Origin of the sequence: Streptosporangium brasiliense (genome assembly GCF_030811595.1) — a bacterium.
Lineage (GTDB): Bacteria > Actinomycetota > Actinomycetes > Streptosporangiales > Streptosporangiaceae > Streptosporangium > Streptosporangium brasiliense.
Genome location: NZ_JAUSRB010000002.1, coordinates 6,462,024 through 6,474,996 on the forward strand (window position 1 = coordinate 6,462,024; position 12,973 = coordinate 6,474,996).

Below are 12,973 nucleotides of genomic sequence, written 5' to 3' on the forward strand. Positions count from 1 at the left end.
CGCTGTGGAGCTGAGGGCCGCCGCCGAGGTGGCGGCGGCCTGCGATGACGACACGCTGGTGGTGTGGGCGGCGCAGGGCATGCGCGGCGGGGTGCGGGCGTGGGCGCTGGGGGAGGCCGTGGCGGTGGCGAGCCCGGATCTGAACCGGCGTGACCGTCTGACGGTGCGCGGCGGGGCGGGCGAGGTGGCCGCCGTGCTGCGGCTGGCGCTGCCGGAGCTGGGGCCGTCGTATCGGCTGCTGGGGGAGCGGGCGCTGGTGGCGGAGCTGTCGGAGCGGCTGCCCTGGGTGGGGCAGATGTGGTCGTTCGAGTGGATGGACGCCGGCCCGGTGGCGGCTGCGCGGGCCGCGGCGGGGCCGGCGGGGTGGCTGCGGGACGCCGATGCGGAGGTGGGCGCGCTGCTGGCGGAGGCGTCGCCGTCGTCGTGGGCGGTGCCGGGGCTGGCGGGGGTCCGCCGCTGGGCGGGGCTGCGCGCCGACGGCGGGGCGTTGGTGGCCGCGGCGGCTGATGCCTGGTCCTGTCCTGAGGTGGGGTTCGTCGCCGGGGTGGCCACCGCCGCCGCCCATCGCGGCCGAGGGTACGGCCGGCAGGTGTGCGGGTTCGTCTTCGCCGCGCTGGCGGCCGAGCACGGGCGGGTGGCGTTGATGGTCGACAGTGACAACCGGGCGGCGATCGGCCTGTACGAGGGGCTGGGGTTGCGGGGCCGGACGGTGGCGGCGGCGACGTTGGGAGGGTGAGCCGGAGCGCGGGGGCGGCGGTTTCCGCGGGGTGGGGGAGCGGGGGGGAAAACCTGGTGCGTCGGGCGGTCACGCCCGGCAAAGTGGACGGAATGATGTCCAGTTTTGTGCCTGGTCTGGAGCTTTCGCGTACCTTCTATGCGCAGGTCGTGCGGCCGTTGGTCGCCGACGTTCCCCACAGTGCGGCGTTGGTCGGGCCCGGCTCGGAGGTGCTGGCGTTCGACACCGAGCGCTCCACCGACCATGACTGGGGGCCGCGGGTGGTGCTGTTCGTGGCCCCCGAGGTCGTCGGGCCGGTGCGGGAGTCGGTCACCGCGGCGCTGCCGCCGCTCTTCGGCGGCTATCCCACCGCCTTCGGCGCCGGGCACGGCGTGGAGGTCACCGGCGCCGCCGCCTGGCTGCGCGGGCGGCTGGGGTTCGATCCGCTGGAGGGGGTCGGGGCGCTGGACTGGCTGGCCACGCCCTGGCAGCGGCTGGCGGAGGTCACCTGCGGGGAGGTCTTCCACGACGGGTTGGAGGTGCTGGAAGGCGCCCGTGCCGCGCTGCGCTGGTATCCCGGTGACCTGTGGCGGTATGTGCTGGCCTGTCAGTGGCGGCGCCTGGCCCAGCGGGAGGCCTTCCCCGGCCGGTGCGGGGAGGTCGGTGACGATCTCGGTTCGGCCGTGCTGACCGCGGGCCTGGCCGATGACCTGATGCGGCTGGTGCTGCTGATGCGCCGCCGCTACCCGCCGTACGGCAAATGGCTCGGCAGCGCCTTCGCCCGCCTGCCGGGTACGGCCGAGCTCGGTGACGCGCTGTCGGGTGCGCTGGGCGCCGGGGACTGGCGGAGCCGGCAGCGGCATCTGGGCCGCGCTTATGAGCGGGTGGCCCAGATGCACAACCGGCTGGGCCTGGGCGAGATCCTGGAGACCACGACGCGGGCCTATCACCGGCGGCCGTTCGAGGTCATCGACGCCCAGCGGTTCGCCGACGCGCTCACCGCCTCGGTCGCCGACCCGTGGGTGCGGGCGCTGCCGCCGACCGGTTCGGTCGACCAGTTCGGCGGCTCCACCGATCTGCTGATGTGCCCGCGGCGGTGCCGGGCGGTGACGCGTGCCGTACTGGAAGGCGGTGAGGGGGGTGAGGGGGGGCTTTAGGCGGCGACCGGCTCGCGGGCGGCGGCCAGCATGCGCCGCTCGAACCACAGCGAGGTGAACGGGGGCACCGCGCACGCCAGGCCCAGCACGACCGTGCCGGCACTCCAGCGGGCCTCGCGGGCGGCGGCCAGCACCCCGGCGACGTACAGCACGAACAGCGCGCCGTGGATCGGGCCGAAGATCTTCACCCCGAGGTCGCCCGAGTCCACGATGTATTTGAAGAACATGCCGACGAGCAACCCCGCCCACGAACACGCCTCGGCGATCGCCACATAACGGAACAGACGCAGTGCGGTCGGCACAGCGGACACCTCTCCTCAGGTCGGGAACGCCCCCAGCTTAGGGGGAGGGGGGACAGGTCCCGCCGCCGGTGCCGGCGATCACCGCCGGCCGGAGGGGTGAGCGTCCTGCCCCGCCCGTGCCATGGCACGGGCGGGGCAGGGGAGGGGGGTCAGCTCCGGGCGCGGTCGGCGTTGGCGTGGACGGCCTGGCGGATGTAGGCGCTCAGCCCGGCCGCCACCTGCTCGTAGCCGGCCGCGAAGCGGGGGTCGGCCACATACATGTCGGCCAGGCCGCGGTGGATGTCGTAGGAGCAGTCGTAGCACCAGCGGGTGATGTGCGCCCGGTGCCGTTCGGCCAGCTCCATCGCCCGCTCGCCGTCGGCCGGCAGGCCGACGGCGAGGGCCTCGGCGAATTCCGCCACCGTCTGGGCGGCCTCGGCCTTGAAACGCGTCCAGTCGTCCTTGGTCATCGCGGCCATGCGCCGCCGCGACTGCGTGTAGGGCTCGGTGCCGCCCCAGCGCTCACGCGCCTCAGCGTCATACTTTTCCGGGACGAAATCCCCGAAAACGGTGAAGCGTTCCTCGGGGGTCAACGAGATGTCCATGCTGTGCGCCTCCATGGCGTGTTCCACGGCCGCGGCCATCGCCCGCAGCCGGCCGATGCGCCGGGTGAGCAGCTCGTGCTGGCGCCGCAGATGCGTCAGTGTGTCGGCGCCGGATTCGCCGAGGATGACGGCGATCTCCTCCAGGGGGAAGCCGAGCTCACGGTAGAACAGCACGTGCTGCAGCCGCTGCAGGTCCGCCTGGCTGTAGCGGCGGTAGCCGGCGGCGGTGCGCCGCCCGGGCGGCATCAAACCGATGTCGTCGTAGTGGTGCAGCGTGCGCACGCTCACCCCGGCGAGCCGGGCCACCTGCCCGACCGAGTAGTCCATGGAGTCCACGGCGCCCCTTCGCTGTCGTCTCCTGCCGGGGTGACCCTGACCCAGCATGAACCCTCCCGTTACGGGAGGGTCAACCCGCCTCGGGTGAGCCGGCGCGCCGGCTCACCCGAGGCGGGGGCCCTCGGACGGAGGCGGCGGGTCATGACCACCCTTGGCGGCGTGCCGTACCCGCCCGACGACGGAGCTGATCGCCGAGTCTGCCGCCCAACCGTCCAGGTAGGCGCCGCAGTCGACGCTCAGCAGGTCCCCGGCGCGCGGCCGGTAGCCGTCAGGGACGCCGTGCACGATCACCTCGTTGACCGAGGCGCAGATCACCGCGGGGAACGGCGTCGGCGCGAAGGCGGGCTTGTGGCGCAGGAACGCCGACCGGGCACTCGCCTGGGCGATCACCGTCCGGGCGACCTCGTCCGGCTCCAGCAGGCTGCCCCCCGGCGCCCCGTGCCCGCGCACCGCCTCCAGCGCGCGGGCCACCCCCCGGTCCGCCTCGCGCATCGCGTCCACCTCGGCCGCGGACCTGGTCTCCACCATGTGCCGCACTCCCGGTTGCCCAATACATATACCGGTATTGTTATCGCGGTTGCTAGGGTGGTCGGCATGGTGCGACCTCCACTGACCCAGCTCGACCACGAACGCGGCCACCGCCTGGGCGCGATCCTGCGCCAGGCACGCGGCCCCCGCAGCATGGCCGAGGTGGCCGCCGCCGCGGGACTGTCGGCCGAGACCCTCCGCAAGATCGAGACCGGCCGGGTGCCGACCCCGGCCTTCTTCACCATCGCCGCACTCGCCCACGCCCTGGGCATCTCCCTGGACGTCCTGGCCGAGGTGGCCGCCGCCGAACACGCCGCCTGAGCGGCCCCCGGACGGCGGTGAACTGGCCTACATCCGTGACGGGCGTCCCGCACCCCGGCCGGGATGACCAGCGCGCTGGAGAGGGCCGCGCCGCGGGCGAGGCCCGCGGCCGCACGGCCTCACCCGCGCGGCCGCCTCACCGGCCACCTCACCGGCCGCCCGAGGGCCTCCGCAGCAGCGGATGCGACCGCATCGCCACCTCCAGCTCACCGGGCAGCTCGTCACGGTAACGGCCCAGCGTCGCCAGGTCGCTGTGGCCCAGCACCCGGCGTACGGCGTCCATGTCCACCGCGTCGGCCAGCAGATGGGTGGCGGTGGTGTGGCGCAGGCCGTGCGGGGTCACCGAACGCCGCCGGTCGGGATCCACCAGCCGCTGCACCCGGTCGATCACCGCCTGCACGTCCCCCCGCGCCAGGCGCTTGCCCCGCCACGACAGCAGCAGCGCCTTGTCCGGCGACTCGGCCCGGCCCCGCGCCAGGTAGACCTCCAGCACCTGCGCGACGTCATCGGGCAGCGGCACATCACGCGTCTTGCCGCCCTTGCCGAAGATCCGCCAGTAACGCACCCCGTCGTTGGTGTAGAAATCCTCCACATTCGCCCGCACCAGCTCCGAGACGCGCGGCCCCATCGTCGACAGCAGCAGCACGATCAGCGCATCCCGCAACTCGGTGCGCTGGTCACGCCGACGGCTCCGGCCGTCGGCGGCCGGCCCCTCAGTGATAGGCGGCCCCTCAACGGCCGGCTCCTCGGTGGCGGGCGCCTGCCCCCGCGGCACCACCCGGCCGTCAACCGCCCGGCCGTCACCGGCGCTGAGATCACGGGCCGCGCCGATCAGCCCCTGGGCCTGCTCACGCGTCAGCGCCCGCCGCTCCGGACGCAACCCCCCACGCTCCCGGGCCGTGATCGTCGCCAGCGCCATCGGATTGACCTGCACCCAGCCCGCCAGCATCGCATGCTTGAACAGCGCCGACACCGACCGCCGGAAGCGCGCCTGCGAGGAGGCCGACTGCAGCCCGGCACCCGGCTCGGCCCGCCGGCCGTCGGGCTTACGGGCGAAGGCCAGCAAAATCGCGTCCACGTCCTCGCCGGTCAGATCATCAAGGACCTGCCCCTCACCCGCCAGCCGTACGAACGTGGCCACATCCCGCGCGTAGACCTCCGCCGTCGCCGCCGACAGCGCACCCGTCAGCGTCTTGGCGCGGATCAGCTCCACATAACGATCGGCCGACTCCTGCACGGTGAGGCGATTCAGATCCACTGGCCGCATGGTCTCAACGACACCCTTCTCCTCCAACGCGCCGAGTCGTCGTGCCGACCGTAGCGGCCGGCACCGACAACACCCGCCCCGGGGCCCATGACGTGCCGGGGGAGCGGGCCCTCACCGCCTGCCCGCAACCTGCCCGGCCTCACCCCCGCCCACCCGCGGGAAAACCGCACCCAGACCACACCCCACCCCTACGCAGACGATCACACATGACCGCCCCCGCAGCGCCTATACGGAAGTCTCACCCTTCTCGGAAACCTCACCCCTCTCAAGGGCGATCACGGAAGGCATGGTTCCGGCGGACTCCCACGCATCCAGGGAGACCGAGCGGGCCCGATCCGCTTGCCGCGACCGTAGGATCACCCCATGCCGAATCTCGGACCCGTGGAGCTGCTGGTGCTGCTGGTGGTCATGGCAGCCCTGGCCGCCTTACTGATCACCACGCTGATACGGCTCTCCACGCGCGGGCGACCCCCCACCGCGCAAACGCGGCAACAGCTCAGCGCCCCGCAGCTCCAACAGCAGGCCGGCGAGCTGATCGACGCCGGCAAACCCATCGCCGCGGTCAAACTCGTCCGCGAGCAGACCGGCCTCGACCTCAAAGACGCCAAGCGATACGTCGACGACCTGCGCGCCGGCCGGGCGCCCCGGCCGCCCCAGCCCCGCTACGGCGCAGCCCCGCCGCTGCCACCCGGTCCCGGCGCCGACCTGGCCACCCGGGTGCGCCTGCTCAGCGCCGACGGCCGCGGCGAGCAGGCCGTCCTGCTGGTACGGGGCGAGACCGGCATGAGCGAGTCCGAAGCCCGGCGCTTCGTCGAGTCCATCCAGGCCTGAACCCCGGCACGCCCCCAGGCGCGGCCACCCCTGAGACCGCCTCTCCGGGGCGCTGCGCCCGCACAGCCGTCCGCCCGCGGCGGCCCTGCCGGACTGGGGGACGGGGAAGCAGCCCACCCGGACGGCACGGTGCCGTCACCCGGGTACCCGGCACCCGGCGGCTACATGTAGGGGCGGGCGACCGCGACCAGCTCGGCGACGGCGTCAGCGGTCCTGACCGGCAGCGCCGACGGGGGAGTGCGTTCACGCACGTCCTCGGTCCTGATCGCCATCACCGCCGGGGGACTGCCCAGGTCGCCGTAGCGGCCGGCGACCGCCTCGGTGATCACCTCGCGCACGCCGGCGACCACCTCCTTGGGCGAGTGCCGCACCCCCGAGATCGACAGGTAACCGATCAGCGCCGCGAAGCGCAGCTCCTCTGCCATCGACACGGCCGACCCGCCGTCATGCGCCGGCGGGCCCGGCCGATCCAGCCAGAACACCCCGCCGTGCAGGAAGCCCGAATAGGACGCCTCACCATCCCCGAGCGTCCGCACCGTGTCAGCCAGCAGGGACCCGAACTCGGCCAGATCCGCATCCGGCGGCAGATCGGTGGTGACCAGCAGCGGCACTATCAGCGAATCCAGCATCGGCAGCATCCCTCCACGAGTCGGCCCATCGTAGGATGCCGCACCGACAATCTCGGCGAGCCCGTCGCCCCCGGCGCGTCGGCACCCCAATCCGCCCCGCGCCGTGCCGTGCTGGGCTGGGCTGGGTCACGCGGCGCGGGCCGGGCCATGGCCACCCCCGGGCCGTGCAAGGCCCCGGTAGCCCTCGCCCTATGCCCTGTGTCCCGGGAGCCGGAACGGCGGAGACGCGGAGACAGGGGGCCAGGGCAAGAGGACGGAGCCGTGAGCCGTGGAAGGGCCGGAGCCCCGCGGCGACCTCACATTCATCCGCCCCCACGCGTTGACCAGATATGAGCAGACGCCACCGGCCGGACGCCCGCCGCAACGGGCCGGCCGTTCCCCGCACCCACCCGGCCCGGACCGGCGAGAACACCGAGAGCACCAAAACCGCCCGGACCACCGACACCGACACCAGCACCGGCAGGACAGCGCCATGAGAACACACACGACGATCGACTCACCGATGGGGACCCTCACCCTCGTCGCCACCGACGGCGTCCTCAGCGGCACCTACATGCAAGACCACCGCCACATGCCCGACCCCGCCACCTTCGGCCCGAAAGTCATCTCCGGCTTCGAGGAGGCCACCGAACAGCTCACCCAGTACTTCGCCGGACAGCGCAAGACCTTCACCCTCCGCACCCACCTGACCGGCAGCCACTTCCAGCGCCGCATCTGGCAGGCGCTCACCACCATCCCCTACGGACACACCGTCACCTACGCCGAACTCGCCGCCGAGATCGGCAGCCCCGAGGCGGTCCGCGCCGTGGGCGCCGCCAACGGCGCCAACCCCATCGCCGTCGTGGTGCCCTGCCACCGCGTCATCGGCGCCGACGGCAACCTCACCGGATTCTCCGGCGGCCTGGCCCGCAAACAGTTCCTGCTCGACCTCGAACGCCCCGCACCCTGGCGACAAGGACAACTCTTTTGACACCACCACCTCACATCCGACCCGCCCGCGACGTTTACCCAACGTGAGACAGCATCCCTTCGAAACGATCGTGGCCGAGCACGGGCCGGCCGTGCTACGCGTGTGCCGCGCCGTCCTGGGCCCCACCACCGCCGCCGAAGACGCCTGGTCGGAGACGTTCCTGTCGGCGATGCAGGCATACCCCACCCTGCGGGCCGACAGCAACATCGAAGCGTGGCTGGTCACCATCGCCCACCGCAAAGCCATCGACCAGCTCCGCGCCGAGAAGCGACGGGCCGTCCCCACCGAGCACCTGCCGGAGACACCCGCCAAGGACGGCGTGCCCGGCGAGGGGGAGCCGGAGCTGTGGAAGGCCCTGCACGCCCTGCCGCTCAAACAGCGCCAGACCATCGCCTACCACTACCTGGCCGGCCTGCCGTACGCCGAAGTCGCCCACGTCCTGGGCGGCAGCCCGCAGGCCGCCAGGCGAGCGGCCGCCGACGGCATCGCCAAACTACGCAAGAGCTACCTCGAAGGAGAGGACCGATGACGACCACACCCGCGACGCCGGCCGGCGACGGCGAGCTGCTGGCCCGCCTGACCGAGACCGACCAGGCCACCCAGGAGCGCCTGCACGCCCGCCTGGCCGCGGCCGCCGAACGCGCCGGGATCCTCGACGTCGCCTACCGCACCCTCGACACCCCCGTCGGGCCGCTGCTGCTGGCCGCCACCGAACGCGGCCTGGTCCGCGTCGCCTACGCCCGCGAGGACCACGACAAGGTCCTGCAGCAGCTGGCCGGCAGCCTCAGCCCCCGCCTGCTGCGCGCCCCCGCCCGCCTGGAGAACGCCACCCGGCAGATCGAGGAGTACTTCACCGGCCGGCGCAACCTGTTCGACCTGCCGCTGGACCTGTGCCTGGCCCATGGCTTCCGCCGTACCGTCCTGACGCACCTGAGCGAGATCGGCTACGGCGCGACCGCCAGCTACGCAGCCGTGGCCGCCGCCGCGGGCAGCCCGAAAGCCGTACGCGCCGTCGGAACCGCCTGCGCCACCAACCCCCTGCCGGTCATCGTCCCCTGCCACCGCGTCGTACGCAGCGACGGCACCCTCGGCCAGTACGTCGGCGGCACCGACGCCAAGAAAGTCCTGCTGGCCCTGGAGGCCACCCCATGAACGCCGCACCCCGCCGGCCGGCGTCCGGACGGGCGGCGCGGACGCCTCACCCCGGCAGGGGCAGCAACCACTCGGCCTGACGAAGGCACTCCCACCGCGCCCGGAGCATCCGACATCGACGGGCCCGGAGCATCCGACATCGACGGGCCCGGCACCGCCGCCGCCCCACAGACAGTCGGCCAGGTCACCCTCTCCCGTCCCGAAGACCGGCCGCACCCCCCTGCCACCCCCTGCCGCCCGAACGCTCGACCCCGGCCGGCCGACACCACGCCGGCCCCGCCCCCAGGCAGAGAACCGAGCCGCGGCGGAGCGGACGCGCCGGCCACGGTGGACGATCCGCGGCCGATACGTTGAAGTTGCCACCATGAAGCAGCGGGGGAGCAGACCCAGACACACGACGGGCGCGATCTCACTGATCGGAGGAGCGGCCGCCGGCGGCGCCGCGCTCCTGACCCGGCAGGCGGCCGCCCCCGACCTGACGGCCTACGTGCCGCTGCCCGGCGTGCTGGGCCTGACGGCCGTGGTGCTCGCGGCCCTGGGCACCGGCCTCATCCTGAAACGCCCCGGCCCGGCCGACCACACGCGGCTGCGCGTCCTGCCGTGGTGGTGGGTCCTCATCGGCGCCGTGCTCATCACCGTGTCCATCTGGGCCACCACAGCCGCCCTGCTGTCGCTGGCCGACAGCGCGCCACAGGCCGCCAGACGCGTGGAGCTGCGGGCGGAGGCGGTGAAGACCGGCCTGACCGTGGGCGCCGGAGCCGCAGGACTGGTGGCGCTGCTGCTCGGAGCGCGCCGCCAGTGGCTGGGGGAGCGCGCCCAGGCCCACCAGGAGTACGACGCCGCCGAAAAACGCCTCACCGAGCTCTACACCAAGGCCGGCGACCAGCTCGGGCACGACAAGGCCGCCGTACGGCTGGCCGGCCTGCACGCCCTCGGACGCCTCGCCCACGACACCCCCGGGCACCGCCAGACGATCACCGATGTGATCTGCGCCTACCTCCGCATGCCCGCCACCCCGTCCGGGACTCCAACCGGGACCCCGGACCCCGCCGGCCACGGGGAGGCGGCCACACCCCCCGCCGACCCCCAGGAACTCCAGGTCCGCGCCACCGCCCAGCGGATACTCGCCGAACACCTGCGCTGGAGCAGGGACGAGCCGCTGCCGCCCGGCACCTTCTGGCCCGGCATCGACCTCGACCTCACCGGCGCGCATCTGCTCGACCTCGACCTCAGCCGGTGCCGGATACGCCGGGCGACCTTCGACGGCGCCACCCTCGAAGGACTCACCCGCTTCGACGGCGCCACCTTCGACGGAGAGGCGACGTTCACCGCGGCCGTCTTCACCCGCGGCGCGGATCCACGCGAGGCCAACCACAGAGCGGGATTCGAAAAGACCCTGTTCAACGGCACAGCGACCTTCCGCGCAACCGTCTTCGCCCTCCGCGCGGACTTCACCGGCGCGACCTTCGGCGAGGCAGCGCTGTTCGGCCAGGCCGAATTCGCCGACTGGGCGGTCTTCCGGGCCGCCTCCTTCAACGCGCAGGCGTCCTTCGGCGCGGCCGCCTTCAACGGCGAGGCCGTCTTCCGGCAGGCCGCCTTCGCAGGCGGAGTCTCCTTCCAGCAGGCCGTCTTCGCAGACGCACCCGCCCTGTGGGAGGCCACGGCCCAGACCTCCTGCGCCGCCGGACGCCTGTGGCCCGAAGGCTGGAGGGAGGACCCCCTGGGCGACGGATCCGGCCGGGCCCAGCTGATCCAGCCGCCCCCGCAGAGCAGCGGACCACCCGGCGAGCCACCCGGCGTGGGATCCGCGCCGGCGCCCGACACCGACACCGATCCCGCTCTGTCCTAAGGCGGGGCGGTGGGCGATGCCTCGAATATGGTCATTTTTATACCAAACAGAATTCACCTTCTGTCTGGTATGAGATTGATGGGCGCCGATAGGGGGGCCGGGATGGACTGTCCCGTCCCGTCCGAACTGATCCGGTTGACCTCTCCCATAGGGCCGCCCTGGTTTCCGCGTACGGTCTTGCGCGATCCGTCCGGTGGGCGCCGCGGGCGGGCCTGCCGTACGGGGCGAGAAAAATGATCTTCGATCCGTGGTCGGCGGAACGATGATCTTCCGGTCCGCGCCCGGCGGGATCCGGTCCGTCTTCCTCTGTTCCGTTCTTCCACGGTAAGCCGGAGCAATCTGCAAGTTTCCCGCAGCAAGTCCGATTCGTACTGTTTTCGGGCTGGAGGCCGTGTGGCCGCGTTCCCTGAGGCGGGATCGCCGCGCTCGGTCGTCGCCGTTCCCGTGGCCGGGGCGCGTGCCGCCGGCGTAGGCGCAGGGCGCTTGCGGGCGTCGGGGTCGGTTGCCGGGGGCCGCTCCGTGGTGTGGTTTCGGGTATGCGGGGTGGCCTGCCTCTGCCGCTGTCTCTTGCTGCCGGACTTGGCCTACTCCCCCGCGATACCGTGTCGGGGCATTTGACGCTATGTGTCCAATATGTGACAGTGTGTGTCGGGTTCTGTGGTGCCAGACAGGGGCAGGCGGGCCGGGGCCGGCCGTCGATGCCGCCTGCGCGGTCAAGCTGCCGCCGCTCCCCCGGTCTGCGCAACCGGGTCGGTGGCTCGACGGGTGGCGCCGCCCGTGACGTCCCGGACGTGGGCGGCTCGTCAGGGCTGCAGGTCGGTCACTCCTTTGCCGCTCGGTATGTCGAGCGGTACGGAGACCTGGTCGTGCCCGATCAGCCAGTTGCCGTCGATCTTCCGGAAGCAGAAAGTGGCCCGGACCCACATGCCGTCCGTCGCCGTCCTGTTCTTCAGTGTGCCGCTCAGCCGGCCGAAGCAGTGGCCGAACGCCACGTCGTCGCCCACGGTGAGGGTCAGGTCGCGGACCTCGTAGTTCACGTCCTGGAAGAGCGTGAAGACGTTGTTCCAGTTCTTCAGTTTCGCCTCTGTCCCTACGTGCTGCAGTGGCGGTTCGATGTCGAAGGAGACGACGTCGGGTGTGTAAAGCAGCTTGAGGCCCTCGAGGTCCTTGGTCCGGAGTCCTTCGACTATCTTGTCGATCTGCCGGCGGATCTCGGCCTGGTCCATCTCGTGTTGCGTAGGCATCGCTGCCCGTCCTTTCCGTCCGGTGTGGAGTCTTGGCTTCTCACCGGTACGACGACGCAGCGCCCCGGGATGTCAGGCCTGCGGCTGCCGTGCCGGCTCCGGAGTTGTTCGAGGTCGTTGCGTTTGGGGTCCGTCGGTGTTCCAGTCCCAGTTGGTGATCGTGGTGCGCATCAGGCGGGCGGCGGTCGGCAGGTGGCTGTCGGCGCCCCAGTACAGGGTGACTCTGCGGCGGCAGTCGGGGTTGTCGACGGCGATCCAGGTGAGCGGGGCGCGTGTGGTGCTGTGGCGGGCGAAGGCGAAGTGGCGGGCGAAGCTTGGGACGAGGCCGATGCCGAGTCCCGCGCCGATCAGGCCGGCGATGGCGGTGAGCTCGTCGACTTCGCAGACGATCTTCGGTGTGAGGTCTCTGGCGGCGAAGAGCCGATCAAGCAGGCGGCGTAGCCAGTGGCCTTCGCGGGCGGTGACGAAGGGTTGGTCGGCGAGTTCGTCGATGCTCACCGATGTGCGGTCCGCGAGGGGGTGGTCGAGTGGTGTGCCCACTCCCACCGCTTCGTCGAACAGGGGTGTCGATTTCAGGCCTTCGGCGTGGATCGGTTGTGAGGCGACGCACAGGTCGACGTCCTGGGCTCGTAGGAGGCGGGTCATGTCTTCGGCCAGGGACCAGTGGAGTTCGATCTCGATGGAGGGGTGGGCTTGTTTGTAGGCCGCCAGTGGGCCGGTGAGGGTGAGGAAGGTCTCCGATGCCAGTCTCACGGTGCCCGGGCCCTGGTTGCCGGCCTCGGCGACGGCGCGTCGTCCGGCTTCGAGTTCGCCGAGGGAGCGTTCGACGTGATCGCGGAAGAGTTTGCCGGCGTCGTTGAGTCGGAGCCGGCCGCTGCGGTTGAACAGTGGTGTGCCCAGTTCGCTCTCCAGGCGGGCGATGGTGCGGCTCAGTGAGGGCTGGGCGATGTGGAGTTCGTCGGCTGCCCGGCTGAGGTGTTCCAGCCGTGCGACCACCATGAACTGCTTGAGCGTGTTCAGGTCCATCATGACTCCCGGGACATAACAGCATAGCAATATTGATCTTAGACAAGATAACTTGTGAGCCA

16 protein-coding genes are annotated in these 12,973 nt (G+C 72.1%); 9 read left to right on the forward strand and 7 right to left on the reverse strand.

Annotation, left to right across the window (positions count from 1 at the left end; genetic code table 11):
* Positions 1 to 4 precede the first annotated feature (4 nt).
* Both J2S55_RS38015 and J2S55_RS38020 read left to right on the forward strand, forming a co-directional pair.
* Positions 5 to 736, forward strand: coding sequence for a GNAT family N-acetyltransferase (locus J2S55_RS38015; protein ID WP_306871174.1), 732 nt, complete (start codon positions 5 to 7; stop codon positions 734 to 736).
* A 149-nt stretch (positions 737 to 885) separates the two neighbouring features.
* Positions 886 to 1,872: a DUF4037 domain-containing protein gene (locus J2S55_RS38020; protein ID WP_306871176.1), complete on the forward strand. Its 987-nt coding sequence runs from the start codon at positions 886 to 888 to the stop codon at positions 1,870 to 1,872.
* Here J2S55_RS38020 and J2S55_RS38025 read toward each other — a convergent pair.
* The 3 genes from J2S55_RS38025 to J2S55_RS38035 all read right to left on the reverse strand — a co-directional run bounded on the left by J2S55_RS38025 (position 1,869) and on the right by J2S55_RS38035 (position 3,622).
* Positions 1,869 to 2,174, reverse strand: coding sequence for a DUF3817 domain-containing protein (locus J2S55_RS38025; RefSeq protein ID WP_306871179.1), 306 nt, complete (start codon positions 2,172 to 2,174; stop codon positions 1,869 to 1,871). The genes J2S55_RS38020 and J2S55_RS38025 overlap by 4 nt on opposite strands.
* Before the next feature lie 149 nt (positions 2,175 to 2,323).
* The gene (locus J2S55_RS38030) at positions 2,324 to 3,085 is read right to left on the reverse strand and encodes a MerR family transcriptional regulator (protein ID WP_306875733.1); all 762 of its coding nucleotides are present in this window, start codon (positions 3,083 to 3,085) and stop codon (positions 2,324 to 2,326) included.
* Between the two features lie 111 nt (positions 3,086 to 3,196).
* The gene (locus tag J2S55_RS38035; RefSeq protein WP_306871182.1) at positions 3,197 to 3,622 is read right to left on the reverse strand and encodes a M24 family metallopeptidase; all 426 of its coding nucleotides are present in this window, start codon (positions 3,620 to 3,622) and stop codon (positions 3,197 to 3,199) included.
* Positions 3,623 to 3,688: 66 nt separating this feature from the next.
* Here J2S55_RS38035 and J2S55_RS38040 point away from each other — a divergent pair, with 66 nt between their 5' ends.
* Positions 3,689 to 3,943 carry a helix-turn-helix domain-containing protein gene (locus J2S55_RS38040; RefSeq protein ID WP_306871184.1) on the forward strand — a complete coding sequence of 85 codons (255 nt, stop codon included), beginning with the start codon at positions 3,689 to 3,691 and terminating at the stop codon, positions 3,941 to 3,943.
* A 148-nt stretch (positions 3,944 to 4,091) separates the two neighbouring features.
* Here J2S55_RS38040 and J2S55_RS38045 read toward each other — a convergent pair whose 3' ends face one another.
* A complete protein-coding gene (locus tag J2S55_RS38045; RefSeq protein WP_306871186.1) occupies positions 4,092 to 5,210 on the reverse strand; it encodes a tyrosine-type recombinase/integrase in 1,119 nt (372 codons plus the stop codon).
* Between the two features lie 363 nt (positions 5,211 to 5,573).
* Here J2S55_RS38045 and J2S55_RS38050 point away from each other — a divergent pair, with 363 nt between their 5' ends.
* A complete protein-coding gene (locus tag J2S55_RS38050) occupies positions 5,574 to 6,041 on the forward strand; it encodes a hypothetical protein (RefSeq protein ID WP_306871188.1) in 468 nt (155 codons plus the stop codon).
* Positions 6,042 to 6,202: 161 nt separating this feature from the next.
* Here J2S55_RS38050 and J2S55_RS38055 read toward each other — a convergent pair whose 3' ends face one another.
* Entirely contained in the window at positions 6,203 to 6,670 is a 468-nt protein-coding gene (locus tag J2S55_RS38055; RefSeq protein ID WP_306871191.1) for a hypothetical protein, read from the reverse strand.
* 329 nt (positions 6,671 to 6,999) lie between these two features.
* On the opposite strand from J2S55_RS38055, the gene J2S55_RS38060 reads away from it, so the two are divergent.
* From J2S55_RS38060 to J2S55_RS38080, 5 genes are all read left to right on the forward strand, one after another.
* The gene (locus tag J2S55_RS38060) at positions 7,000 to 7,146 is read left to right on the forward strand and encodes a hypothetical protein (RefSeq protein ID WP_306871193.1); all 147 of its coding nucleotides are present in this window, start codon (positions 7,000 to 7,002) and stop codon (positions 7,144 to 7,146) included.
* The gene (locus J2S55_RS38065) at positions 7,143 to 7,640 is read left to right on the forward strand and encodes a methylated-DNA--[protein]-cysteine S-methyltransferase (RefSeq protein ID WP_306871195.1); all 498 of its coding nucleotides are present in this window, start codon (positions 7,143 to 7,145) and stop codon (positions 7,638 to 7,640) included. The genes J2S55_RS38060 and J2S55_RS38065 overlap by 4 nt, the downstream gene beginning before the upstream one ends.
* 43 nt (positions 7,641 to 7,683) lie before the next feature.
* A complete protein-coding gene (locus J2S55_RS38070; protein ID WP_306871198.1) occupies positions 7,684 to 8,169 on the forward strand; it encodes an RNA polymerase sigma factor in 486 nt (161 codons plus the stop codon).
* Positions 8,166 to 8,792: a methylated-DNA--[protein]-cysteine S-methyltransferase gene (locus tag J2S55_RS38075; protein ID WP_306871200.1), complete on the forward strand. Its 627-nt coding sequence runs from the start codon at positions 8,166 to 8,168 to the stop codon at positions 8,790 to 8,792. The genes J2S55_RS38070 and J2S55_RS38075 overlap by 4 nt, the downstream gene beginning before the upstream one ends.
* Before the next feature lie 364 nt (positions 8,793 to 9,156).
* Positions 9,157 to 10,641: a pentapeptide repeat-containing protein gene (locus J2S55_RS38080; protein ID WP_306871203.1), complete on the forward strand. Its 1,485-nt coding sequence runs from the start codon at positions 9,157 to 9,159 to the stop codon at positions 10,639 to 10,641.
* Between the two features lie 803 nt (positions 10,642 to 11,444).
* Here J2S55_RS38080 and J2S55_RS38085 read toward each other — a convergent pair.
* Positions 11,445 to 11,885 carry a YybH family protein gene (locus J2S55_RS38085; protein ID WP_306871207.1) on the reverse strand — a complete coding sequence of 147 codons (441 nt, stop codon included), beginning with the start codon at positions 11,883 to 11,885 and terminating at the stop codon, positions 11,445 to 11,447.
* Positions 11,886 to 11,957: 72 nt separating this feature from the next.
* Positions 11,958 to 12,914, reverse strand: a complete 957-nt coding sequence (locus J2S55_RS38090) for a LysR substrate-binding domain-containing protein (RefSeq protein WP_306871210.1) — start codon at positions 12,912 to 12,914, stop codon at positions 11,958 to 11,960.
* Positions 12,915 to 12,973 lie beyond the last annotated feature (59 nt).